General features: G+C 57.3%; 21 protein-coding genes. 7 read left to right on the top strand and 14 right to left on the bottom strand.

Annotated features, from left to right (window positions below; translation table 11 throughout):
- A partial coding sequence (locus VFE46_03830) for a protein kinase (protein ID HZZ27114.1) occupies window positions 1-646 on the top strand: 646 nt, incomplete at its 5' end.
- 15 nt (window positions 647-661) lie between these two features.
- On the opposite strand, the gene VFE46_03825 is transcribed toward VFE46_03830, so the two are convergent.
- The 6 genes from VFE46_03825 to VFE46_03800 form a co-directional block, all read right to left on the bottom strand.
- Window positions 662-916: a hypothetical protein gene (locus VFE46_03825; protein HZZ27113.1), complete on the bottom strand. Its 255-nt coding sequence runs from the start codon at window positions 914-916 to the stop codon at window positions 662-664.
- Window positions 917-949: 33 nt separating this feature from the next.
- Window positions 950-1,945, bottom strand: a complete 996-nt coding sequence (locus tag VFE46_03820) for an alpha/beta hydrolase-fold protein (protein HZZ27112.1) — start codon at window positions 1,943-1,945, stop codon at window positions 950-952.
- 491 nt (window positions 1,946-2,436) lie between these two features.
- Complete coding sequence (locus VFE46_03815) at window positions 2,437-2,706, bottom strand: hypothetical protein (protein ID HZZ27111.1); 270 nt, start codon at window positions 2,704-2,706, stop codon at window positions 2,437-2,439.
- A 23-nt stretch (window positions 2,707-2,729) separates the two neighbouring features.
- Window positions 2,730-2,960: a hypothetical protein gene (locus VFE46_03810; protein HZZ27110.1), complete on the bottom strand. Its 231-nt coding sequence runs from the start codon at window positions 2,958-2,960 to the stop codon at window positions 2,730-2,732.
- Window positions 2,961-3,634: 674 nt separating this feature from the next.
- A complete protein-coding gene (locus VFE46_03805) occupies window positions 3,635-3,901 on the bottom strand; it encodes a UPF0175 family protein (GenBank protein HZZ27109.1) in 267 nt (88 codons plus the stop codon).
- A 54-nt stretch (window positions 3,902-3,955) separates the two neighbouring features.
- Window positions 3,956-4,975, bottom strand: a complete 1,020-nt coding sequence (locus VFE46_03800) for a Gfo/Idh/MocA family oxidoreductase (GenBank protein HZZ27108.1) — start codon at window positions 4,973-4,975, stop codon at window positions 3,956-3,958.
- 805 nt (window positions 4,976-5,780) lie between these two features.
- On the opposite strand from VFE46_03800, the gene VFE46_03795 reads away from it, so the two are divergent.
- Window positions 5,781-6,653, top strand: a complete 873-nt coding sequence (locus VFE46_03795) for a thioredoxin family protein (protein HZZ27107.1) — start codon at window positions 5,781-5,783, stop codon at window positions 6,651-6,653.
- A 34-nt stretch (window positions 6,654-6,687) separates the two neighbouring features.
- On the opposite strand, the gene VFE46_03790 is transcribed toward VFE46_03795, so the two are convergent.
- The 3 genes from VFE46_03790 to VFE46_03780 all read right to left on the bottom strand — a co-directional run bounded on the left by VFE46_03790 (window position 6,688) and on the right by VFE46_03780 (window position 10,320).
- Window positions 6,688-7,557 carry a DUF1559 domain-containing protein gene (locus tag VFE46_03790; GenBank protein ID HZZ27106.1) on the bottom strand — a complete coding sequence of 290 codons (870 nt, stop codon included), beginning with the start codon at window positions 7,555-7,557 and terminating at the stop codon, window positions 6,688-6,690.
- A gap of 21 nt (window positions 7,558-7,578) precedes the next feature.
- Window positions 7,579-8,106 (bottom strand): hypothetical protein, encoded by a 528-nt coding sequence (locus tag VFE46_03785; protein HZZ27105.1) that lies wholly within the window; start codon window positions 8,104-8,106, stop codon window positions 7,579-7,581.
- 165 nt (window positions 8,107-8,271) lie between these two features.
- Complete coding sequence (locus tag VFE46_03780) at window positions 8,272-10,320, bottom strand: sigma 54-interacting transcriptional regulator (GenBank protein HZZ27104.1); 2,049 nt, start codon at window positions 10,318-10,320, stop codon at window positions 8,272-8,274.
- Window positions 10,321-10,826: 506 nt separating this feature from the next.
- Between VFE46_03780 and VFE46_03775 the strand changes: the two genes are divergently transcribed.
- Complete coding sequence (locus VFE46_03775; GenBank protein HZZ27103.1) at window positions 10,827-12,344, top strand: DUF1598 domain-containing protein; 1,518 nt, start codon at window positions 10,827-10,829, stop codon at window positions 12,342-12,344.
- Between the two features lie 167 nt (window positions 12,345-12,511).
- Here the strand turns inward: VFE46_03775 and VFE46_03770 are convergent, their stop codons facing one another.
- Complete coding sequence (locus tag VFE46_03770) at window positions 12,512-14,704, bottom strand: cellulose binding domain-containing protein (protein ID HZZ27102.1); 2,193 nt, start codon at window positions 14,702-14,704, stop codon at window positions 12,512-12,514.
- A gap of 338 nt (window positions 14,705-15,042) precedes the next feature.
- On the opposite strand from VFE46_03770, the gene thiC reads away from it, so the two are divergent.
- From thiC to VFE46_03755, 3 genes are read left to right on the top strand one after another with little or no spacing between them, the layout of a single operon-like run.
- Entirely contained in the window at window positions 15,043-16,464 is a 1,422-nt protein-coding gene (gene thiC, locus VFE46_03765; protein HZZ27101.1) for a phosphomethylpyrimidine synthase ThiC, read from the top strand.
- Window positions 16,465-16,516: 52 nt separating this feature from the next.
- Window positions 16,517-18,148, top strand: a complete 1,632-nt coding sequence (locus tag VFE46_03760) for an arylsulfatase (GenBank protein HZZ27100.1) — start codon at window positions 16,517-16,519, stop codon at window positions 18,146-18,148.
- 56 nt (window positions 18,149-18,204) lie between these two features.
- Window positions 18,205-19,386 (top strand): C45 family peptidase, encoded by a 1,182-nt coding sequence (locus tag VFE46_03755; GenBank protein ID HZZ27099.1) that lies wholly within the window; start codon window positions 18,205-18,207, stop codon window positions 19,384-19,386.
- A gap of 36 nt (window positions 19,387-19,422) precedes the next feature.
- On the opposite strand, the gene VFE46_03750 is transcribed toward VFE46_03755, so the two are convergent.
- Window positions 19,423-20,889, bottom strand: coding sequence for an MFS transporter (locus VFE46_03750; protein ID HZZ27098.1), 1,467 nt, complete (start codon window positions 20,887-20,889; stop codon window positions 19,423-19,425).
- 53 nt (window positions 20,890-20,942) lie between these two features.
- On the opposite strand from VFE46_03750, the gene VFE46_03745 reads away from it, so the two are divergent.
- The gene (locus VFE46_03745; GenBank protein HZZ27097.1) at window positions 20,943-21,335 is read left to right on the top strand and encodes a GxxExxY protein; all 393 of its coding nucleotides are present in this window, start codon (window positions 20,943-20,945) and stop codon (window positions 21,333-21,335) included.
- 49 nt (window positions 21,336-21,384) lie between these two features.
- Here the strand turns inward: VFE46_03745 and VFE46_03740 are convergent, their stop codons facing one another.
- From VFE46_03740 to thrC, 3 genes are all read right to left on the bottom strand, one after another.
- Entirely contained in the window at window positions 21,385-21,753 is a 369-nt protein-coding gene (locus VFE46_03740) for a hypothetical protein (protein ID HZZ27096.1), read from the bottom strand.
- A 122-nt stretch (window positions 21,754-21,875) separates the two neighbouring features.
- A complete protein-coding gene (dapB, locus tag VFE46_03735) occupies window positions 21,876-22,676 on the bottom strand; it encodes a 4-hydroxy-tetrahydrodipicolinate reductase (protein HZZ27095.1) in 801 nt (266 codons plus the stop codon).
- Between the two features lie 53 nt (window positions 22,677-22,729).
- Complete coding sequence (gene thrC / locus VFE46_03730; GenBank protein HZZ27094.1) at window positions 22,730-24,160, bottom strand: threonine synthase; 1,431 nt, start codon at window positions 24,158-24,160, stop codon at window positions 22,730-22,732.
- Window positions 24,161-24,402 lie beyond the last annotated feature (242 nt).

The following is a 24,402-nucleotide window of genomic DNA, read 5'->3' as shown; positions in this document are numbered from 1 at the left end:
CGTCAGCGAAAAACGTTGGGCCTACTTGAACAACGGAATCATCACCGGTGGGCCCATGCAACCGCGGCTCAAGGCAGGTGTGGCGGTCAACATTGTGCGGGAATGCCTGGCGGCCCTGGCGGCGCTGCACCGCAACGGCATTGTGCACGGCGATATTAAGCCGTCGAACATCATGCTCAAGCGCACGGGGAACGCGAAAATTGTCGACATCGGCTCGGCCTTCGCGCTCGATGCCATGCCCCCGCGCCGCACATGCACGCCCACCTATGCCGCGCCGGAAGTTTTGGAAGGCAGCGATTGCTCGGCTCGCGCCGATCTAGCCAGCTTGGGTTACGTGCTGGTCGAAATGCTTTCTGGCCGGTCGCCGTTTGCAGGCATGTCGGCGTACAAAGATTTGCTGGAGGCCAAGCGTTTTCTAGCGCATCGCTTGCCTCAAATTTTGCCGGCCGAGGTTACTTGCAACGAACTGCTGATGAACTTTTGCCGCGGGCTCATTGCGCCGGATCCCAATCGTCGCTTTCCCAGCGCCGAAGCCGCTGATTTGGTGAAGGAAGGGGCCGCCAGCTTCCACCGCCAGCTCATCGTGGGCGGCCTGGCCAGCGAATACGAAAACGAAATTCGCGTCTGGTTGGACGACCTGGAATGAAATCATCGCTGGCCTCTATCCGGCGATCCAACGGTACACAATGTACAGGCACAATCCTGTGCCCAGGATGACCAACCACGATTTCTTTCTGGCAGGGCTATCCTCTTCCGAAATATAGCGCTCGCAGTGTGGACAGCGAGGCGTTGTTTCAAGGATCTCTGCCCCGCAATATGGGCACTCCATGGTCGGCTCGTCATCGTCAAAGTATTCTTGTGCATCGTCATGCGCTTCCTCGTCATTCTCAAAATCCTGCGGTTCACCGTATGCCATAGGCCGTAATATCTCACTGCGCTTTGTGATCAGTCACTTTGCTTCGTATCCCTTCCACAGCCACAACAGCGCCTCTGGCAAAGTTTGCGCAACCACTTTGCCATCCACGTGGCCGGCGCCATTGGCGAACACATATTGGTACGGGTAGCCCTTGTCTTTCAACGCAGCGGCCATGCGCTGATTGGCCATGACCCAGTTGTGATACGAGGATTCGTCGCGCTGGTAACCGTTGTCGTGCTCGCCCACTTCCATCCAAATGCGGATCGGCTTGCGGTCGGACTGTGGGATGAGGTGCTCGTGATATTCCCACGCCCCGTGCGGCGATTCGGGATTATCCGGCGATTGCTGCGCCACAAACGTGCCGGAGTAACTCAGCACTTTGTGATACAACTCCGGGTGAAACCAGGCCATGGTAAAAGCGCAGGCAGCGCCAGAGCTGCCTCCCATGCTCGCACGGCCTTCGGGATCTTTGGTGAGCTTGACATTGCATTCCTGTTCCACCTTGGGCAGCACTTCGTCTTCGATGAATGTTGTGTATTTATCGGAAACGGTGTCGTATTCCAGGCCGCGCTCGCTTCCTTTGCCATCGCCGCCGCCGGAATCGAGCATCACCGCCACCATCGCCGGCAGCTTTTTCTGGTGAATCAAGTTATCCAACACCGGCGTCAACCGCTTCACGTAGCTATGCCCATCCTGCACCACCATGAATGGAACCGCCGTGCCGGGCTTATAGTTGGCGGGAACGTAAACCCAGAGCTTGCGCGAATACGTGCCTTTCAACCCGGGGTAAATTTTGCTGTCCTCCGATTTCATCGTCAGCTCGTGCACGGTTCCCTTGGGCACGTCGTCAGCCACGGTCAACTCCGGCGCATTTTGATACGGCGGCGAAATCACGAAGTCGCCATTCACGTCTGGCGTAGGCTGTGATGCCACGGCCGGTGCGGGTTGCGCTGTCGAATCGTCAGCCTGCACGGCACGAATCCAAACCCCGATCAATATCAAGCACGGCAATCCCCACAGGCGTTTCATCGTAATCCTCCGCAGTTAAAAACGTGTTGATCCAAGTGAATTAGGAACTGATCGTTTGCTTGCTTCCGCCGATTGTGAGTCAGGCAATCCGTTTTTATTTTCGTGACAGAAGGGGTTGAATTTGTCTCCGTCGTCGCGGCACATGTTCGGAAAACTCGCAGCGATTTGCGAAGTCCGGCGCGACAAAAGTAGTTGAGTTTACGTTCCATGGCGTGCATTTTTGGCGATTTTTGGAAGTAAGCCACAAGTAATAACCAGCCGTCGGTAATGTACAACTCGTAATGAACAACGATCAACGAACTACGAGCCGCCGCACTGCGGCATGCCTGGTTGGGCAGCCGCTATCGCCGTGCCGTGGCGTGGGCGCAATATAGCAAACGGGTGGCCCAAAAACGGCGAAAAATTTTTGATCCGTGTGAATTTGCTGCCCGGCGTGAAATGTCGCGCGTTCTTCAAGCACTGCCGCACAGGCCAGCCGTGGCACTCGTGCGTTACTGTGCAGCCCACCAGTTCGGCAACTCGGGATTAATCCGTTGCCACAAAACGCCGTGATAGGATGGCTTCCGCATTTCGATGGTGACGACAACGACCGTCACGGCTAAGCAACTGCTAACGGTCACCGGCCAAGCGGGAACGCCCAGCGTAACCGTGCCCAGCACCAGAATGATAAACACGCAAGCCCAAAGCATCTCCAGCCGCCGGCTGATGCGGAAGATGTTGCAAAACAGCCGAAAGCCAGATTGGAAAGCGGGATCATCCACGGTTAATTGTTTGAAGCGTGGATTTATGCTGAGCGGCGTTTGGTTTCGCCGATGAATTCGCTGACGCTTTCGTGATCGAACAGCGTGGGCACGCCTTTGGAATCGAAAAAGATTGCTGTGCCGGCACGCGTGACCAGCGCTTCGGGATGTTCAACGTCGATATGCTCGCCGCTGACAAACCGCACCCGATACGAACGAAACGGCTTGCGTTTTTGATAAGCCCGCAACGCTTTGTCGAAATTTTCGGAGGTCATGTTGAAATTATAGCAAGAAAACTCGCCGAAAGTTGCTAGATGAAATTCGGTTGAGCGCCACGCTTATAGTTCCGGGGAAAACTCTCCCTACCGGCAAGCCAAAGAAAAATATCAATTTCCCTCAGAGAAAACTGCTCAAGCTTATAATGCCTGCTGAATTCTCTTATTGTCTTCACAAACTTATCGTAGCACTTCAAATCTGTCTTATGAAAAGCTGAGAATGCGTCAACCTTACCATAGTGTGTCAGCATTTTCTCAACATAGTAATCATATATTGGAAAGTTATCCGGATAATGATGGTTGCAATACTTCGTTGCGAACGAATAGAAATTCTTAGGCTTGTCCCGGATTGTTATCTGCGCCAACTCATTAACGAGTGAAAGATCGCCGATTCTAAGGCGATTATCTATGTTAGCCCTTTGAATGTGTTTAGCAACGGTGTATGTATCAAAAATATTTGTGCTGTAGAAATCGTTCAGTGCACTAACTTTTAGGAGTACGTGCTCGAGCACTGAATTGCCAGGGCAAAAATTCTGGAACAGCAGCGACAGCGATTCTTCTTGGAGCTGGTAGTTCTCAAGTTACTCCCATTTCTGCAAATAACTTGAGAGATAACTCGGAGTTGGCGTTTGCGGCGACATCATGCCCAACAGGATTGGTTCCGCAACGAAAATTCATGCGCCGATCAGTTTACGGAGAGAATCCACTTGCTCTTGCAGTGCCGCTGACGAGAGGCAATCTTCGGTCACGTTGTGGCGCTTGAGCAGGGCCTCGGTTTTGAAGCGGTCCAATCCCAAAGCGACCGCCAGTTGATGGTGCGTCAACTTTTCGTGGCGATAGAGTTCCACCAGCGCCGCTTCTTTGGCAGCTTGGTTCAAATCGCCAAACTCTTGGCGAAGGTGCTGTTCGATGCCGGCAGGTAGTTCGAATGAAATGCTCATAGATAGCTGATTCTGCAAGCGCTTAATTTTAGCACGCGGCAGGACTTCGGACCATCAAAACGACAGCGTAATGCGCCGGCCTTCTTCGTGACTGCGGCGAGCGGCCAACACGACCACTAATGCACGGTAGGCGTCTTCCAGGCCGGCGGGGTTGCGGACCAGGCTGGTCACGCTGCGGTGAAAGTAAGACAGCAGCATTTCGCCCACGGCCCGTTCGCTTTCCAACGATTCCTGATGCCGGCCCGCCTTGTCGAACCACAACACTTGCGCAGGCAAATCGATGAAGGCGATGCCGTGTTCGCAAGCCACTTGCAAGGCCGGCGGCGGACGGAACGCAACGGCTTCCTCCCAACCTTGCGGCATGTAGTAACCGGAGCTGATTTGCGCAATCACGCCCGTGCCCGCATGCTCGCCGGGCGGAGAAAAATCGAGACTCATCATGCGGTAATCTTCGTCCTTCGATGCCGACGAGACGTTGTGCATGAGGCCCAGCACGGAAGTTGGTTCGGCCCCGACAACGTAGCGGCACCAATCGACCAGCTCCACCAAATCGCTGGTGCCGAAGCCGCGATCTTTGGGGCCCTCAGGCTTGGAGGGTTTTTCGCCCACGCCGATGCGGCGATGACAAAAGATGAGCCGCGGCTTTCCCAAGTGCGTGGCGATGAGCTCCTTCAACCGGAGCGTAGCGGGATTTTGCCGGCGCGCAAATTCGGCCATGAAGGCCACGCCCGCCGCATCGACCCGTTCTTTAATTTGCTTGGCTTCTTCCAGACTAAGCTGCAAGGGCGCCGCGCAGTAAATGGCCTTGCCGTAATCGCAGGCGGCCAGAATCGGCAGCCAGCCCCACCATTGCTCGGCCAGCATCAGAATGGCGTCAATATCTTCCCGGGCCGCCAGCGCACGGAAACCGTCGACCGGCGTGGCATTAAATTCGCGGGCAGCCTGTTCGGCGCGAATCCCCACTTGCTCGCAAACGGCGCGAACTTCAAAGCGATCGGCCAAGGCGCGCAGTGCAGGCCGGTGTCGGACCTCCCAAGCTCGTCCCAGTCCAACAAGTCCGACGCGAAGCTTCATGTGCGGAAGGTGCCTGGTAGCCTGGTGTCTGGTGGTTTAGGGTGAGGTATCGGGCGACGGTGTGTGGTGGTCTGGTGGCCTGGTGTCTGGTGTCTAGTGGCCTTGTGTTTTGGGATTTAGCCGGGTGCTCACAGCACCCGGACCGGACGGCGTGGCCGTCCGGCTATTTCGGAACCGGGTTATCTCGAAACGGGGCGATTTCGAAACTGAAGCTCACGCAAGACAACCAGTCACCAGACACTTTTTGGCGCAATGGGCGATTATATCGGTCCCACGCTGGCAAACACAATCACCGCCAGCGCGGAAGATTTTTTCCAGTCTTGAGTTGCGACTTATTGCCCGTTTGAATCGCAAGGGGCAGAGGAAAATCGATTGGGAAAATGTGGGATTTGGGTCGGCGTGTCGTTAAATTTTATTTATTCAGAAAAATTCCCCCAGTCGTGGGTTGTAAGTTCATTTTACCCACTTACACTACGACCTTTCCCCACGTCCGAAATGCACTTGGCTGAACGGAGACACAACGAAGGAAGCCGACCACGACGGAAGGCAACGAGACAAGCTTTGGCCGCTAGCGCCGAACAGGGCGGGCGAGCTAACTCTTAAGGCGGCTTGTCGACGCCAACTTTTGTGGAATGGCTTGTTCCCCGAAAAGCCAACGGAGATGTCGGACATTGCCTGGCGAATGGAGCGGCCTGTGTGGGCCGGTTGATCGCTTGGCTGCCTGGGCAGGGATTGGCCCACGAATGGTTTGGGGAAAAGCGAATTGCGTGTTTTGTCTTGGTCCCTGCCTGTAAGGAGATGCACTGTGACTAGCGTTTTTACCGCATTGATGCACCTAGCGCTACTGGCCGCCGTTTTGAGCAACCCCACCGCGAATGCCGCCACGATTAATCCCACGGCTGGCAACCCCGCGGCTAGCAACCCCATGGCTGGAAACCCCACGGCTGCCACCGCCGCCACCACCACTAATCCGGCTGCCAATAATGTGGCCGTCAGCAACACTTCGCCCAATCATCCGTCGGCTGCCAATCCGTCGGCCGCCAATCCGTCGGCCACTAATCCATCTACCACGGTGGCCGCGACAAATAATTCGAGCTCCAGCGGCGCGGCTGCGGGCAGTCCGAATCCATCCGCCACAAGCAAACCGGCCAGCCATCCGGCGGCCGGAACCTACGCGGCCGCTTATCAGGAAATGCAAGACAGCGGCAAGCCGATGGTGATTGTGCTGGGGGCCGCATGGTGCCCATATTGCCAAGAGCTGAAAACCTCCGTCATGCCGCAAGTGGCCGCCAAGGGCGAATTACAGCATGTGGCGATGGCCTATGTGAACACCGACGCGGAAAGCGAATTGGCCGATAAATTGATGAACGGGCACACCATTCCACAAGTCGTGATGTACGAAAAAGCCGGCGACGGCTGGACGCTCAAACGGCTGGTGGGGGGGCAAAGCGTGCAAACCGTGGAAGCGTTTTTGGGCCCGGCCGCCACGCAAGACGTGGCCGTGAAGCCGGACGCCGTAAAGCCAGGCGTGGCCGCAACAACCGATGCGGCGAAGCCGGAAACGGCGAAAGCAGATGCCACCGCCAAGCAGCCGGTGGCGACGAAACAGCCGGCTGCAAAAACCCCGGCAACCACGCAGCAATCGTCCGCCGCAGAACATGGCACGCCGACAGGGTAAATTAGTGCGGACCGGTTAAAGAAGTGCAGATTGGCTACGGCGCCGCGGCAGTTTCGCCGCCGGCGCGCGTGGCCAGCGCTTGAAACACGTCGAAATCAGTCTCAAAGCTCAGTGGCTTGCTGGATCCGTCAGCCAGCAGAAACATGGCCACATTGGCGTGGTAGCTCCAGTAGTGGAAATTGTGGTTTCCATCGGGCTTGCCGTTGGAAATGCCATATTGGGCTGTGAGCAAATTGTCGCCGTTGCCACGTAATTCGGCCAGATTTCCGCAGCCACAATAGGGCCAGCCGTAGAACAAATCGTCCGGCATTCCGCGCTCGCCCATCAGGAGCGTGTTGGATAAACCATCGGTAATTTTGGCGATACTTGTGTTGGTGGCGGCAAACAGCACTCCGTCGCTGGCTTTGGCTGTGGAACCCATGTTGCCAAAATAATTGGTTAAACCGTGGCGGCCGTAACCTGGGTAATCGTACCAAATGCGTCCGGCATTGAGGTCATCCGGGCACATGTCGAAGGGCTGCACCTGATTGCCGGGATCTTGCTCTGGCGGAAGCGCGTTGCAGGCCTGGAAACAATCGCCGGGATAGTTGTAATCGATGTATTGAAAAACGTTTTGCGCTTCGATGAACGGCAACAGATGCGATTGAAAACCCCAAAACGATTTGTAGTACGGATATGGCGTCAATCCAACATTACCAACTGGAAAACTTTTGTTGGCATTGTGATAAACGTGCAGGGCCAGACCGTATTGCTTGAGGTTGTTCAGGCACTGGGTGCGGCGAGCCGCTTCGCGGGCTTGCTGCACCGCAGGCAACAGCAGCGAAATTAAAATCGCGATGATGGCGATGACGACCAGCAGCTCGACAATGGTGAAGCCGGCGGATGTGCGACGTTTATTCCACATGGTCGAGGTCATCTGGTGGTGTTATTGCTCAAGCGTGAAATCGTGTTGGTATGGCTTATCGGCCGATAGATCGAGCGTAAAAGTCCAATCGGATCGGAATTGCTTGTCGTACTTGGCGTCTTCCTCTTCGGCAGCATTTTGAATGGCGGCTTTTTCGACGGCGGTTTTGGCTTTGGCGGCTTTTTCAGCGGCCGCAGTATCCTTCGACATTTTCTCTTTTGCCATCTCCAGCGATAACGCCCCTTTAGGGAGGTTCCGCTTCACCAACACGCGGCTGGGGCCAGGGGTTGGTCCATTTTCGGCATCGAATTGATATCGCCCGTCGACAATTGAGGCGGTTGCCGCAGGCCCTGCTCGGCCTTCCGCCGGAACAAACGTAATGGAACCACTGAGTTTTTCGTCGCTGGCCAGGGCCACGGCGCCATAAACCGGCAGCCGTTCCAAAGGATTACGCTGGCCGCAGCCGCCGAGCGCGAAAATCACTCCCAATAATAGCCCCAACGAAGTTGCCGCTTGTTTTTCCCGCAATGTACAGTTGCCCAATGTCATGAGGGAGCGAACCGGCTGGCCCCTGCTACTTCGTTGACATTATTTAATCACGAAGAAAACATTTCGGCAAGCATTTTGGTCAAAATAGGCGACGGCAAGAATTTTTTTAGCTGCCGGGCGGTGGCCAGCGTGCCGCCGAAATGGCTCACGCAAAATCGCGTAAAACTAACTAGGCCGGGCGGAGCGGGCACGCTGCGGTAAATTAGCATCCAGCTCGTAACGGTCGATTTTCCGGTCCAGCGTGGAGCGCTCGATGCCCAAGATGCGGGCGGTTTGGCTTTTGTTCCAACCGGTGGCATTCAGCGTGGCATGAATGTGGCGGCGCTCCAATTCTTCCAGCGACATGGGCTCGAACACATCGGCCGGATTGGGGACCACCTCGGCGGTATCGCCGGCGGTGGACAGTTTGGAAAGCGTTAAATCTTCCACTTCAATGAATTCGCCGCGCGTCAGCACCACGGCCCGTTCCACCACATTTTTCAATTCGCGCACATTGCCCGGCCAGCGGTAGCGGAGCATTTGGTCCATGGCTTCGGGGGAGAAGCCGCGAATTTTGCGGCCGGTTTCGGCATTGAATTTGGCCAGAAAATGGAGTCCCAGCTCGGTGATGTCCTCGGGGCGCTTGCGCAGCGCGGGAACAAAAATTTCCAGCACGTGCAGGCGGAAAAATAAATCGCGGCGAAAAACGCCTTCGGCCACGGCCCGTTCCAAATCGCGATTGGTGGCGGCGATGACGCGCACGTCGCACTGGATGGGATCGCTGCCGCCGACGCGCTCGAACGGATGCCCTTCCAGCACGCGCAGAAATTTGGCTTGAATGGTGGGGCTCATTTCGCCGATTTCATCCAGCATGAGCGTGCCGTCATCGGCGGCCTCGAACTTGCCAATTTTGCGCTCGGTGGCGCCGGTAAACGCGCCCCGTTCGTGGCCGAACAATTCGCTCTCCAGTAAACTTTCCGACAAGGCCGCGCAGTTGAGCACGCAGAATGGACCCTTTTTTCGGGGGCTGGAAAAGTGAATGGCGCGGGCGACCAATTCCTTGCCCACGCCGCTTTCGCCGCGAATGAGCACGGTGGCGCGGTTGGGGGCAGCGCGGCCAATTTCGCGCTGCACTTTGTTCATGACGAGGCTGGAGCCGATGATTTCGCTTTCTACGCCCAACAGCTCGCGGAGCTGCAAGTTTTCATCGCGGATTTGCGTGAGGTCTTCGGCCAATTCCAGGCGGCGGCTGAGATTTTCCATCGCCACGGCCAGCGTATCGGCCACGGCCAGCGTAAATTCCAAATCTTCGGGATCAGGAATGCGCTCCGGCCGGGTGGAGTATAAGTGAATTAAGCCCAGGGCGCGTTCATTTTTGCGGATGGGCGCGCACAAAATGCTGGTGGCGTGAAATTCGCCTTTGCTGTCGCGAATCGAAAGCGCACTGTCGCCCATCACGTTGCGGGCCAGCACCGCTTCCTCTTCGCGCAGCACGGTAGTGGCGACGAAATTAGAAACGCGCTGATAATTCAAATCGGAATCGGTGCGCGAAGCAATGATTTCCAAATCGGCGGCGGTGGCGTCGGCCTTCATGAACCGCGGCAACAGCAGCACCGCGCCGGCATCGGCATGCGTGGCTTCAAACAAGCCGGCCAGTGCCACGCGGGCCACCGATTGCAAATCGGGCGCTTTGGCCATTTCAAATGCCAAGCGGCACAACTGTGCGGCGGCGCGGCCAACTTTGGGAATGGCCTCGTCCGCTTCCGTATCGGGAGTGAGGAACCGAGTTTGCCCGCGGCGGTGCGTAATTTTTGTCGCTTCCGATTCCGGCGCGGAAAGCACGTTCGATTCGTCCACGCTGGCGGCCAGAATGGTGTCGTCCGGGCGCACGCCGCCTTCTTTGTGCGGGCCGCCGGTAGAATCGGGGAACGCCGATGCCAAATCGTTAACGAACGCCATTTGCGAATGGCCAATGCGAATAATTTCGCCCGGCTGCAACAGATAATCGCCGCGGACCCGTTCGCTGCCGATGAGGGTGCCGTTGCGGCTTTCCAAATCGCGTAGCACCCAGCGCTCCTGCGAGTAAAAAATCTCAGCGTGGGTGCGGCTGCAGCGTTCGTCCTTGACGACAATTTGGTTGGTCGGAGCGCGGCCAATGGTGACCGATTGCCCCGGCATAAGCCGGAAAACATCGGTCCACTTCGATCCTTCGCGAATGACCAGATACGCTAACATTCCAGAAAAGACCCCTACGGATTAAATGCCGACAGGGCAGAGACTTGGCAACGATTGATTATAACCAATCGCAACCCAAAGTGTTGCATTTTTCAACACTTTCAGGAATTACCTAGGCAGGTTGCTTAGGGAAAATAATTATCCCACCACGGGAAATTGGCCTGATTTGGCAGCCTGGACAAATTCGCAAACAATCGGCAGTTCCGCCGACCCGATCGGGCTCAACACGGGGTGCTTTCCAGAAAACGGTGTCCCCGTCTAGCGAGTGTTTGCTAGCGGCCGTAGCGGAGATTAACATAAGAAGTGGCCTGCACTTGGGCCTCATTTTGGCGGTCTGTGTGCCGCCAGAAATTGGCAGGCATCGCGTCTTATTTTTCCGTGTCTTGGAAACAGCTGGCTGAGACGACCCGCTGTAAATTATTTTCCGGTGGCATGGTCCGGTTTGCCGGCCTGTGTCTGCCGCCACCATGTCGACTTGTAATTTTCCAGAGCAGAGGAGCAACCTCATGACCGTCGCTGGCACAAATTATCGCGCAAAACTTTCGGTCGTTCTGGCCGGGCTTGTGATCGCCGGCATGGGCGTCATCGCCATTCGGGAAGCGGCGGCACAAGGCACCACCACCACAGGCACCACAACGCCCCAGAATCAAAACAACATCACGATCAGTCCCACTATCAACGTCACCGGCAACGGCAGCAGCAACGGCGCCGGCACCGGCACGGGGCCCTTCGGCGGATTTTTTGGCAACTCGGTCGTGGGCGGCGTGTCGGTGAATGTCGATGGCGTGCTCAAACATCAAGATGCCACGCAGCGAGATCAATTATTGGAAGCGCGTCGCAAAGCGCTGGAGGGAACCACCGGCGAATTGAATCAAGCGGCCAAGCTGCGGATGGTTTCGCTCCGAAAGCTGGACAAAGCCATTGCCCAGTGTGCAAAAAGCGGCAAGCAGCTTCCCGACGACATGCGCTACCTGGCCGGCTTGCAGCGTGTGCAATACATTTTTGTGTTTCCTGAACAGCATGATGTCGTCCTGGCTGGCCCGGCGGATGGCTGGAAAGTGAACGAACAAGGTGAAGTGGTCGGCAGCACCACCGGACGGCCTGTGTTGCAGTTGGACGATTTGATCGTGGCACTGCGTTGTGCTGATGCGGCTCGTCATGGCGGCGTGAATGTTTCGATCGATCCCACGCCCGAGGGCATGCAGCGGTTAAACACGCTCTTGGCGCAGCAGCCGGTGGTGAATAATAACATCGAAAAAATTGCCGGCGCCATGGAAGAAGCGCTGGGTCCGCAAAACATCAGCCTGCACGGCGTGCCCGATACCAGCCGCTTTGCCAACGTGCTGGTGCTGGCCGATTACCAGATGAAGCGGCTGGGCATGAATTTGGATCACTCGCCGGTGAAAGGCCTGACCAGCTATTTGGAAATGGTCAGCCCCACGGCGCGCACCGTGCAAACTCCGCGGTGGTGGTTGGCGCCGAAGTACGATCCACTGGCGACCGACGGCGAAGGCCTGGCGTGGGAAATTCGCGGCCAAGGCGTGCAGTGCATGGCCGAGGAAGATTACTTCGCCGCCAATGGTCAGCGCCAAGTGAACGCCAAGCCGAACCCCCTGGCGCAGAAATGGGCCGATTCCATGACCAGCCACTTTGAGGAGCTGGCGCAAAAAGATTCCATCTTCGGCGATTTGCGCAACTGCATCGATTTGGCCGTGGCCGGGGCGCTGGTGCAAAAAGAAAACTTGCTGGAAAAGGTCGGCTTTCAGCCGCAATACTTGCTCAACGATAAGCTGCTGATTGCCACCGGTTACAATCCTCCCAAGCAGGTCGACAGCAAAGTCAGCTTGCTGAAAAAAGGGAGCAACTATGTGATCAGCGTTTCCGGCGGCGTCGCATTGCAACCGTGGGAAATCATTCAGAAGCAACAAAAAACTCCCGATCTGACGCCCGTTCGCACGGCCGCTGCCCAAGGTCGCTCCATGACCGATCTGGTCCACGCCGGCCGCTGGTGGTGGGACGGATGAAGCGATTAGCAGTTAGCTGTTAGCGGTTAACTGCAGTTAGCAGTTGCGATTAGCGGCTAGCAACTAGCAATTAGCAATACGACACCCCATTTCGTTTAGCCCCGGCCGCTAGGCCGGGTTTTTTTGTTGGCACCGAGCGCCGGCGGCTTCATCAAGCGGCGTACGAACTAACCTGTCAACTGATTCAGCAGCAGCGAAAATTGCAGCGGGGTTTGCACCAGGCTGCTGGAGAAATTGTCGACGTGGCTGAGCGCTCCGGCGGAGTTTTCGTAGTCGCGGTTCAGTGACCAAATGGAAATGCGGTCGATGCCGTGTTGTTTGGCAAAGGCGAGGATTTCCTGGGCGTCGGCGGGCGTGAAGACTTCATCGGTCAGGTCGTTCATGCCGATCATCGGCGTCAGGCCCACTTTGGCCCAAATTTGCGCCGAGGTGAGCATGCCGTTGTAGGCTGTGTTCAGTTGGGCGAACAAACTGTTGGCGGCTTGCACGGCGTAATCGCCCATGTGGCCGGCCGGATTAGGCGCGGGACCGTCGCCGTAATCCATGGTCATGATGTTCACGCCGGCAACGTTCACGCCGTATTTGAGCGCCGATTGAATCACGTACAGCCCGTCAGCTGTCAGCCCGGTGGGCAGCACCGGCAGCGTGAACCACACGCTGAGCGGATGGCCCGCGGCGGCGGCCGCCTGTTGCACGGCGGCAATGGCCTGCGAGCGGCGATCGATGCTGGCGTGATCGGCCACGGCGGCGCCTTCGATGTCGAAATCGATGTGCGTGAGTCCATAAGCGGTGATGACCGATTGATAGGCCGCGGTGAGGGCCGGCACGTTGGTGATGGTTTGCGCCAGTTCTTGGCCTGCCTCACCGCCGAAGGAAACCATGACATCGCCGCCGAGGGCGCGCAGCGAAGTAAGGTTGGCTTTCATGTTTGTGTCGTAATCGCTGTTGCCGACTTCGTACGCGCTGAAGCCTCCCCAGGCCGGCTTGTTGGCGCTGTCGGCCGTGATGAATGCCAGCGTGAAGAACCGCAGGCCTGACGATTTGGCCGTGCCGACAACATCGTACAGCGGCCAGAGGGTGGAATCGACATACGGAGCGTAATACTGCGTGGGCCACACAATTGCGGAGGTCGCCAGCGGTTGGCTCGACGTGCCGGTGCTGCCGGTTCCACCTGAACCGCCGCTGCCGCCAGAGCCGCCGCCGCTGTCGAGAGTGCCGGTTAATAAATAATTCGAGAGCATGGCCGCCACGCCGCCGGGGCTGGCGGTAAAGCCGAAATCGGTGCTTTGACCGGCGGCAATATCGGCATTCCAACTAGCGCCTTGCACAATGTAAGTGTTGCCGGTGTGGCTGACGATCGTGCCATTCCAAATGGACGAAATGGTTCCGGCAAACGTGAATTGCAGCTTCCAATTGTGAATGGTTCCCGCGCCGGTGTTTTTGATCGCCACATCACCGTTGAAGCCGTTGCCCCAATCGTTCGTGTTGCTGAAGGTGATGGTGGCCGGCAGCGTGCTGCCCGAGTTGCCGGGCAGCGAGTCGTCGTTGAGGATGGTGCCCACGGCGGTGGCGCGCGATATCGTGGCATTCACCGCCGCGGAAAGATCGACGAAAAACGTTTCGTCAGGTTCGTAAATGGTATCGCCCAGGATGGCCACGTTAATGGCTTTGCTGGTTTGACCGGCGCTAAACGTGAGCTTGCCGCTAGTGGCGGTGTAATCGCCGCCGACAGAAGCCACGCCGGCCGTGGCGCTGCCATCGCGGGTAGCATAATTCACTGTGACGGTGCTGGTGGCTGGCGCGGAAAGCGTGACGGTGAACACGGCATTCTTTGTGCCGCTGTTCCCTTCACTGATCGACACATCGGCAATGCTGATACTGGGTGGCGGCGATGGCGGCGGCGTGATGGTGCCCGAAAGTAGTTGGCCGTTGAGCGTGTAATTGATTGGGCTTGCCGGGCTTCCCGGCGCGGCGACAAAGCCAAACTCCACTTGCCCACCGGCCGCCAGCGTGCTGTTCCAGCCGGCATTGCTCACGACGTAATGGGTACCGCTGTGACTGACGATGGCGCCGTCCCAAATATCGGTGATCGAGGCGCCGTAATCGAAGGCCAGCGTCCAATTCTTTACCGCCGCGGTTTGCTGGTTAGTCAGCGTAATTTGCCCCTCGAAACCAGAGTCCCAATTTTGCGTGACGACATAGTTGGGCACCACGTTGCCAGCCAGCAGCGTTTTGGGCTCCAGCGATTCCACTGCCGCGCGGCGAGTGCGGTTCTGGGGAACCAAGTTTTGGGACGCGATGGAACGAAAACCACGCGGCGGCGAACGATGCTTGCGAAACGGCGATTGGCCAAAGTTCACGGTGCGGCTCCTGGATGCGGGGATAAGAAATCGAATGAATGCAAAGCGGAATCGACGAACGAGATAAGCAATGAACTTTCGTCGGCACGCATTCGCCCCTGCAGAAGCGCGGCAGACAATAATATTGCCGCTTCGTGCTGGAGGCAAACCCGCACTATTTTCGTTACGGCATGAACAGAAGCGGGGTTTGCCGGTTCAGCTAAAATTCTCGGCGAATGCACAAAATGGGTGCCTATTGAATCGATCCCAGGACAGTTGCTTTTTGGCAACATCGTAATTGATGGAAAGCTAGCGGCAAGATTTTTCACACCTGCCCGCTGAATTGACATTTACCCGCGCTGCGATACGATGGGCGATGGTTCGTTTTTCGCCGCAAAGTCTCGTCCCGACCAACGGAGTGCCCCATGACCCAGCTTGAATCGGCCCGCGAAGGCGTGATCACCCCCGAAATGGAATTTGTCGCCCAGCGCGAAGGCCTGTCGTCGGAACTCATCCGCCGCGAAGTAGCCCGGGGCCGGTTGGTCATTCCGGCCAACAAAGTTCACTTGCAAAAGCGGCTGGAGCCGATGGGCATTGGCATTGCCACGAAAACGAAAATCAACGCCAACATTGGCAACTCGGCGGTCACCAGCAACATTGCCGAAGAATTGGAAAAGCTGCACACGGCCGTGCATTTTGGGGCCGACACGGTCATGGATTTATCGACCGGCAAAGATATTGACCGCATTCGCCAGGCGATTATTGATGCCTCGCCCGTGCCGATTGGCACCGTGCCGATTTATCAAATGTTGGAGGAGTTGGGCGGCAACATTGAGGAAATGAAGCCGCAACATTTTTTGGACATGGTGGAGCACCAGGCGAAGCAGGGCGTGGATTACATGACCGTCCACTGCGGCGTGATGCTGGAGCATTTGCATTTGACGATGGGGCGCGTGACGGGCATTGTCAGCCGCGGAGGCAGTTTGATTGCCAAGTGGATGATGACGCACCGCCAGCCGAATCCGTTGTACACGCACTTCGAAGATTTGTGCGACATTATGCGCGAGTACGATGTTACCTGGAGCCTGGGCGACGGTTTGCGGCCGGGCTCCATTGCCGACGCCAGCGATGCGGCTCAATTCGCGGAGCTAGAAGTGTTGGGCGAGCTGACTAAGCGCGGCCGTGAGAAAGGCACGCAGGTAATGGTGGAAGGCCCGGGCCACATTCCGATGGATCAAATCGAAATGAACATGCGCAAGGAAGCCGAACTGTGCGACGAGGCGCCGTTTTACGTGCTTGGTCCGCTGGTGACCGACGTGGCTCCCGGCTACGACCACATTACCAGCGCCATTGGCGCGGCCTTGGCCGGTTGGCACGGCGCGGCCATGCTGTGCTACGTAACGCCAAAAGAACATTTGGGCTTGCCCGAGTTGGACGACGTCAAGCAAGGCGTGATCGCTTACAAAATTGCGGCCCACGCGGCGGATTTGGCGCGGCATCGTCCCGGCACACGGGAACGTGACGATGCACTCAGCCGGGCCCGATTTGCTTTCGATTGGAACGAGCAGTTCCGTTTGGCGCTCGATCCGGAAACCGCCCGCCGCATGCACGACGAAACCTTGCCGCAAGACACGTTCAAAAGCGCCCACTTCTGCAGCATGTGCGGACCGAAATACTGCTCCATGAAAATCACGGAAGATATTCGCGCCATGGCCGCGGAGAGGCCGTTGGAAGTGGTCAGCGTGAAGCCAGTCGATGAGGCTGTGGCAGTTAAATCTTGATTGTGCCGGCGGGAACGCAACAGCTATCGTCCGGCAATTTGAGCGGATTACAATGAAAGGCATGCTTTTTCGCCTGAGTCGCTTGCCGTTTTCGTTGTTCACCGTGTTCTGTTGCGTACGCTGGGCGATGTGCGCTGAGTCGAATTCATCATCGCCAGCTGCAGCGGCGGGCAACTCTGCGCGGCCCAACATCGTTTACATTCTGTGCGATGATTTGGGCTATGGCGACGTGCATGCGCTCAATCCTGCGCGGGGAAAAATTGCCACGCCGAATTTTGACAAGTTGGCGACGCAAGGCATGACGTTTACCGACGCCCATTCCGGGTCGTCGGTGTGCACGCCCACCCGGTATGGAATTTTGACGGGCCGGTATGCCTGGCGCACGCGGCTGCAATTGGGCGTGCTGCAGGGAATGAGTCCGCCGCTGATTGCTGACAGCCAGTTAACCGTGGCCAGCCTGCTGCAAAAGCACGGCTATGCCACCGGCGCCATCGGTAAGTGGCATTTGGGTTTGAAATTTGGCGACAACCAGTGGACCGATCCGCTGAAAGACGGCCCGCTGCAACACGGGTTCGATTATTTCTTCGGCATTAGCGCGTCGCTCGACATGCCGCCGTTTGTGTACATTGAGAATGACCATGTGACCGAAGTGCCGAGCGTGGAAAAGAAATGGATTCGCACCGGCCCCGCGGCGAAAGATTTTGAAGCCATCGACGTACTCCCCAAACTGACCGAGAAAGCGACTAAATACATCGCCGCACACGCCGCCGACATCAAGAGAACCGCTGGCGATAGCAAGAACACCGCCGACGCAAAACCGTTCTTCTTGTACGTGGCGTTCACTTCGCCGCATACGCCGATTGTGCCCACTCCGCAGTGGCAAGGAAAAAGCGGGCTGGGACCATACGGCGATTTTGTAATGGAAACCGATTGGGCAGCCGGCGAAGTGCTGAAAGCCATCGACACGGCCGGGCAGGCCGACAACACGCTGGTCATTTTCGCCAGCGACAACGGCTGCTCGCCCGCGGCTAAGGTCGATCAATTGGAAGCCCAAGGGCATTACCCCAGCGCCCAATTTCGCGGCTATAAGGCCGACATTTGGGATGGCGGGCATCGCATTCCGTTCATTGTTCGCTGGCCGGGGAAAGTGAAGCCGGGCTCGCAGACCGATGCACTGGTGTGCTTGACCGATTTGATTGCTACGTGTGCGGACCTTGTCGGCGAGAAGTTGCCCGCCAATGCGGCCGAAGATTCGCAAAGTTTGCTGTCGGTTCTCACCGGGCAAACATCGCTGGCCGGCAAAGGAGCGGCGGACGACGTCATTCATGCTGACATTCACGAAGCCGTGGTGCATCATTCCATCGACGGCAATTTCGCCATTCGCAAAGGCAAGTGGAAGCTGGAACTGTGCGCCGGCTCCGGCGGCTGGAGTGCGCCGCGGGAAGCGGCGGCCGTAGCTCAGCACTTACCTCCGGAGCAGTTGTACGACATGGAAAGCGACGAAGGGGAAAAGCGCAACGTGGCGACCGAGCACCCGGAAGTGGTGAAAGAATTGACCGCGCTGCTTACAAAATACATTGCCGATGGCCGCAGCACGCCGGGCGTAGCGCAGAAAAACGACGTGCCCATCAAGCTCCGCAAAGAGCCCAAGCCCGCCGCCGAGGCGCGCAAAGACGGCGATTGAAGGTGCTGCGAAATGCGGTAGGAGGCGACTCCGGTCGCCGACGGAATCTGGCTCAGATGGAAAATTCTCGATCACTGTCACCGAAGCTCGATGTGGTTTGCTCCGGCTCTGCGTATGAAATGGGGCTGGCGCAAGGCCGTGCGCTGCAGGACCGCATTCGCTGGGGACGCGCGGAGCTTGCCCAACTGGAGGCATTTCGGATGGAGCAGCCCTGGTGGATGCCGTATCCGGTGTTTCTGAAGTTTGCCGAACACAAAGTTACCGCGATGGTGCGTTCCGGAGTGAGGGCGTCGTTTCCCGAATCACACCAGCGACTGGCGGGCATTGCCGACGGGGCTGGCATGTCGCTGAGTACACTCTACCTGTTCACCGGATTGGAAGCGCTGATGGCCAGCGTCGAAGGGCGCATTCGCATTCCAGTCCTCTCGGCGGCTTGTACCGCCATTGCCGTGCGCGGCAAACGCTCCGCCGACAACCAGCCCATCATCGCCCGCAATTTCGATTATTTGCCGATCGTGCAGCCGCTTTATTCGCTGCGCGAAAGCCGACCGGCCGGCGGCATGCGGTCGCTGGAATTTTTTACCGCGTCCATGGCCGGCGCCATTGACGGAGTGAACGAGGCAGGCCTGTGCATCACTTATAACTACGCGTTCACGCTGGATCGGCCCAATCGACCCTCGGGCATGATTTCGATGGCGATTTCCGAGGCCCTGGCAAAATGCCGCAGCGTGCAAGAAGCGGCCGATTGGATTTCGTCTCGGCCGCGCTGGGGTGGCGGCATTTTGATGTTGGCCGATGAAAGCGGCGAGATGGCATCACTGGAACTTTCCAGTACGCAGGCAAAATTGCGACGCCCGGCCCAAGGAGGCGACTGTATTTTTCACACGAACTGTTTTTTTCAGCCCGAGATGTGCACCGTGCAGGTTCCGGCGGCGGCAATTTTCACGGACCGAGTGCCCACGCCCATTCGCGGCAAGCGGGTGTTGCAATCGGCAGATAGTCGGCGCGACCGGCTGGCGCTGTTACTCGATAACGACGAGGCATTGGGATCCGATCGCTTGCGCACCATCCTCAGCGATCACGGCGCCAGCGGCCGGCCTAGCGACAACTCGCTATGCACACACGGCGGCTATTGGACGACAACTGCGTCGCTGCAATGGTTTCCGCGCCAGCGGAAAGTGCGCGTGGCGTATTCTGCCACATGCCAGGCCGAGTACACCGAGCTACGGCTGAGTTGAAGTCACGGTGTTCAACCTCCAGTCATTGGCCGGGGGCTAAATGGCGGCTTGCTCGGCGGCCGTTATTTTGGCGGTATCGCGCGCCAAGTGTTTAGAGCCCAGCACCCAAAACACGCCGCTTAAAAAAATAGCCAGCGAGACAGTTGCGAAGCCGGCGTTCATGTTTGTGCTGACTAGCTCATCGGCTTTTCCGCCGGCCGAAGCCAACGCCGCAACTCCCGCTTGAGAAACCTGTGCGGCATGGTCGCCAAAAACCATGTTAATTTTGCCGATCAGCGGGGGGCTGATGGCGTCGCCCAGCGTGTGGATGATAAATATGTTCAAGGCGAAACCCGCGGCGCGGATCGAAGGATGCGTCACATTGGCCAAAATGGTGTTGCTGGGCCCCGTGTTGAAGAATAGGCCGCAGCACGTGATGAAAATCAGCGCCCAGGCAGCCGGAAACGGCACAACCAGTGCCGCCAAAAAAAAAGGCAGCGCGAAGAGCATTCCATAACCCGAAACCAAAAAATAGGAGCCCGGCCAGCGGTTCCGCAATTTATCTCCTAGCCAACCGCCGGACAGCGTGGCTGCCAGGCCCGTGACGACTACAATCACGCCGAACGTCCAGTTGGCATCCGTCAGGGCAGCCCGGCGAAGCTCCGCGTTCGCTGGATCGAGTAGCCCGGCGTGAACTTTCCGCCAAACTAAGTAGCGCGGAATCCAAAACGCCAGTCCACCCACGGCGAATGTCATCGCCGTCATGCCCGCCGTGTTGTAAAGGTACGAGGGAATTCGCAATAGCTGTTTGTAATCGGCCAGCGCGGTGGCTTTCGGTTTGGTTGTTTCGTTGCTCGGACTAGCTGTCGGAAGCGATGAGTTTGGAGAGAGTTTCATGGCGGCCACCTGGTCGCGCCGTGAATCGCGCATCGCCAACGCCCAGAAGCCCAGCAGCAGACCCGGCGGCACCACAATGAAAAACGCGTAGTGCCAAGTGAATCCTAAGTGCAGCACTTGTCCGCCAAGCATGTAACCCAGCGCGCTTCCCACCGGCATGGCCACGTAGAACCAGGCTAGCACCTGGCCGCGGCGCTCGATGGGATACAAATCGGAAATGATGGTTGGCGCCACAGGGCCGTAAGCGGCCTCGCCAATGCCGACAAACACCCGTGTCGCCAGCATCATGCCGATACCCGTGGCCAAACCGGTGGCGCCACTTGCCGCACTCCACAGCAACACGCCCACACCGACCAACATCCACCGCGAGTAGCGATCGGCCAGCCAACCGAACAACGGCGCAAAGCACATGTAGCTGACCAAAAAGGCGGTGGCCAATAATCCCGTTTGTGCTGCGGTTGAACCAAAATCGTGCTGGATCTGATCCTCCACCGCCGCCAGCACATATCGATCGACGTAGTTGAATAAGTTGATCGCCAGCAACAGCACCAATGCCACGCGCGCCCCGGGAACGCCTAATGATTTCTTGGATGCCAATGCTTGTTTTGGTGATGATTTCAATGCCACAATATGACTCGCGCAGAGACGCAGAGAACGCAAAGCGGCTCGGAGATGTATTTATGCCGGAAGTTCATGAGAACGATATTACCGGAATTGTGATTGATGCGGCAATTGGAGTGCATAAGACGCTAGGCCCGGGATTATTGGAATCGGTCTATGAAGTCGTGCTGGCACATGAACTAAGAAAGCGGGGGTTGAAGTGCGAACGGCAGGTGCCGATGCCGATTGTGTACGATGGCTTACGGTTTGAAGAAGGGTTTTGCATCGACATTTTGGTGGAGAACCTGGTCATTGTGGAACTGAAATCGGTCGAAAAGACAATCCCGGTGCATAAGAAGCAAGCTTTGACGTACCTTCGTTTGATGAACAAGCATGTCGGATTGCTCATCAATTTCGGCGAAGAATATCTCAAGGACGGGATTACGCGCCTGGTCAATCAATTGCCGGAATAAAATAATTCCTAATTTTTCCTCTGCGCCTTCTGCGTCTCTGCGCGAGGATTTAGTTCGTTTTGCGTTCCTGCGCGGCGCGGATTTCGGGCAAAGGATAGTCGATGATAGGCAAATCGAGGCCGGCAATTTCTTTCAACCGCCGCCAGCCGCGGGTGACCAGCGATTGCCGCTCGCGCACATAAGCCGGATCAAGCCGGCGTTTGTCGAAAGCGCCGTCGACGGTGACTGGCGCGAAATCATCATCGACAATGAACTGCGCCATCACCGGGTTGCAGCGGATGTGGCGCTCCCGCAGGGTGTGGAGCGTTTCGGGATCAATTTCGCCAATGACGTAGCGCAAATACAAATCGCTGTCGGTGATTTCGGCCACATCACCACCGCACACATCGCACAGATAACCTTCTTCGCATTTAGCCATAATGAGCAAAGGCAGAACGCAGAAAGCAGACGGCAGAAGTCAGCATGTTTATGATTGCGCCCATTTCGATCCAATGTTACCGATCACTTTGACAGAGGTTTTCTGCTTTCTGCCTTCTGCTTTCACAATCCCAGCACGTCGTTCATGCCGTACAGTCCGGCGGGTTTGCCGGCCAGGAATTTGGCGGCGGCCAGCGCGCCGTGGGCGTAGCAATCGCGGTTGGTGGCTTGCACCTTAATTTCCAGCGTCTCGCCCAGCAAGCCAAAAATAATGGTGTGCTCGCCGGGATTATCGCCGCTGCGGACAGCATGGTAGCCGATTTCTTCGTGCGGCCGCTGGCCGGGCCGGCCTTCGCGGCCATGTTGATGCTTGGTCAGGCCCATGGCGTCGGCGATGATTTGGCCGAACTTGAGCGCGGTGCCGCTGGGCGCATCTTCCTTGAAGCGATGATGCCGCTCGATAATTTCCACATCAGCCCCGCTGGGATGCTCGGCCAGCGCGCGGCCGCAAATTTCCGCCAGCCGCATCGCCAGGTTGACCGTCAGGCTCATGCTGGGAGACGATAGGAGCGGAATTTTTTTGGAGGCCTCTTCGATAGCCGCCAGCTGTTGGGCATCTAAACCGGTGGTGGCGACGACCAGCGCAATCTTTTTCTCCAGGCACGTTTTCAAAATCGACATGGCGCCGGCAGGATTGGAAAAATCGATGATCACATCGACCGGCACGGTGAGCTCAGCGGCCAACGGCACGTTCAGCTTGTGCAGGCGCGCGATGTGCCCAATATCTTCGCCCAACTTGGGGTGCTTGGGCGAATCGAGCGCGGCGGCAATTTGCAGTTCGTCGTCGGCGGAGCCAAGCACCACAAGGCGCTGCCCCATGCGGCCGGCGGCTCCGTGAACGGCAATTTTAATGGGGTTGGGCATGGATGGCGTAGCGGCGTTGTTTTGGGAGAGGCGTGCGACCAACGGTCGCGGCTTTATGAATACAGTTGAATGGCGCGGATGATTTCTTCCAAATTGTTGTTTACCGTGACGGCTCGGTTGGCAAAGGCAGCCCGTTTAACGCCGCGGCTGCCTAGCACTTTGTTGAACATTTCCTGATCGGTGGTGTGATACGCCACGGTGGCGGTGGGGTCTTTCAATTGGTGGCCGGTGAGAATGCACACCACGCGCTCGTCCTTCCCGATGACGCCCTCGGCAATCAAATTTTTCGCGCCGGCGACACTGGCGGCGCTGGCCGGCTCGCAGCCCAAGCCGCCGGCCCCGACTTGCGCCTTAGCGTCGAGCATTTCCTGCTCGGTGACTTCGCGCACCACGCCGTCGCAAACTTCCAGCGCGCGCAGACACTTGTTCAAATTGACCGGCCGGTTGATTTCGATGGCGCTGGCGATGGTGTCAGCTCGGCGGCCGGCGGCATCCAGCTCCGCATAATAATTGCTGATAATATTTTCATCGGGTTGGCCACCGTTCCAGCGCAAGCCACGGCGCTCAAACAGTTCGTACAAAGTATTCGCGCCGGCTGCATTGATGACGGCCAATCGCGGCACACGGTCGATTAATCCCAACTCCTTCAATTCAGTGAACGCTTTGCCAAACGCGCTGGAGTTACCCAAGTTCCCGCCGGGAACGACGATCCAATCGGGCACTTTCCACTGCAGCGACTCCAGCACGCGCAGCATGATGGTTTTTTGCCCTTCTAGCCGGAACGGGTTGACGCTGTTCACCAAGTAGATGCCTTCGCGCGCGGAAACTTCCTTGACGCGCTGCATGGCGTCGTCAAAGTCGCCGGCAATTTGCACGGTGAGCGCGCCGTAATCCAGCGCCTGCGAAAGCTTGCCGTAGGAAATTTTTCCCGAACCGATAAAGATAATTCCCTTCATTAAGCGCGTGACCGCACAGTACAGTGCCAACGATGCGCTGGTGTTGCCTGTCGAAGCACAGGCCGCCCGCTTGGCGCCGACCAGGTGGGCATGCGTGAAAGCGGCCGACATGCCGTTATCTTTGAAGCTGCCCGAGGGGTTCATCCCTTCGTACTGCAAATGGAGTTGACCGCGTCCTAAGCCGACGTATTTGCCCACGGACGAGGCCAGTTGAAGCAAGGTTTGGCCTTCGCCAATGGTGACGGCCATTTCCGGCGGGGCGAAGGGGAGCAATTCGCGGAAGCGCCATACGCCGCTGAAAGAAAGTGGTTCGTGCCGGCGCGACCATTTGCTTTCGAACCAGTTAAGCGCGGTGGGGGGCTCGAGGCGGTCCCAATCGTAAGCCACGTCGAGCAGTTGGCCGCAGTCGCAAGCCACGCGTACTTCTTCAATGCCGTACGTGGCCCCGCAAGTGGGCGACACGCAACGTTGAAAGGCGACATCGGTTTTGGTGACAACGCTAATGGGACACTCTCGGAAAGCTAGCATGGAGCGAATCGGCGACGGCGGCAGATTATTCAGTGTAGATGAGAGCCGCGAGCGGGAAAAGCCGAATGGCCCAGCGACCGGTTCAATCATTTCAGTCGTTCGTCATTTCCTTGGGTCCTCATCATTCGGATTCCGTAATTCCTGGCTTGGGATGGCTTGGGACCGGCCCTTTGACACTTCGATATTTCCCAGTTTATAATTGCAGTTTCGCCACTATCCAAAGGCTTCCAACTAGGGATTTT

This window comes from Pirellulales bacterium (assembly GCA_035656635.1).
Classification (GTDB): domain Bacteria; phylum Planctomycetota; class Planctomycetia; order Pirellulales; family JADZDJ01; genus DATJYL01.
The sequence above is the reverse complement of the archived record's forward strand: the minus strand, read 5'-3'. Positions and strand labels throughout refer to the sequence as shown.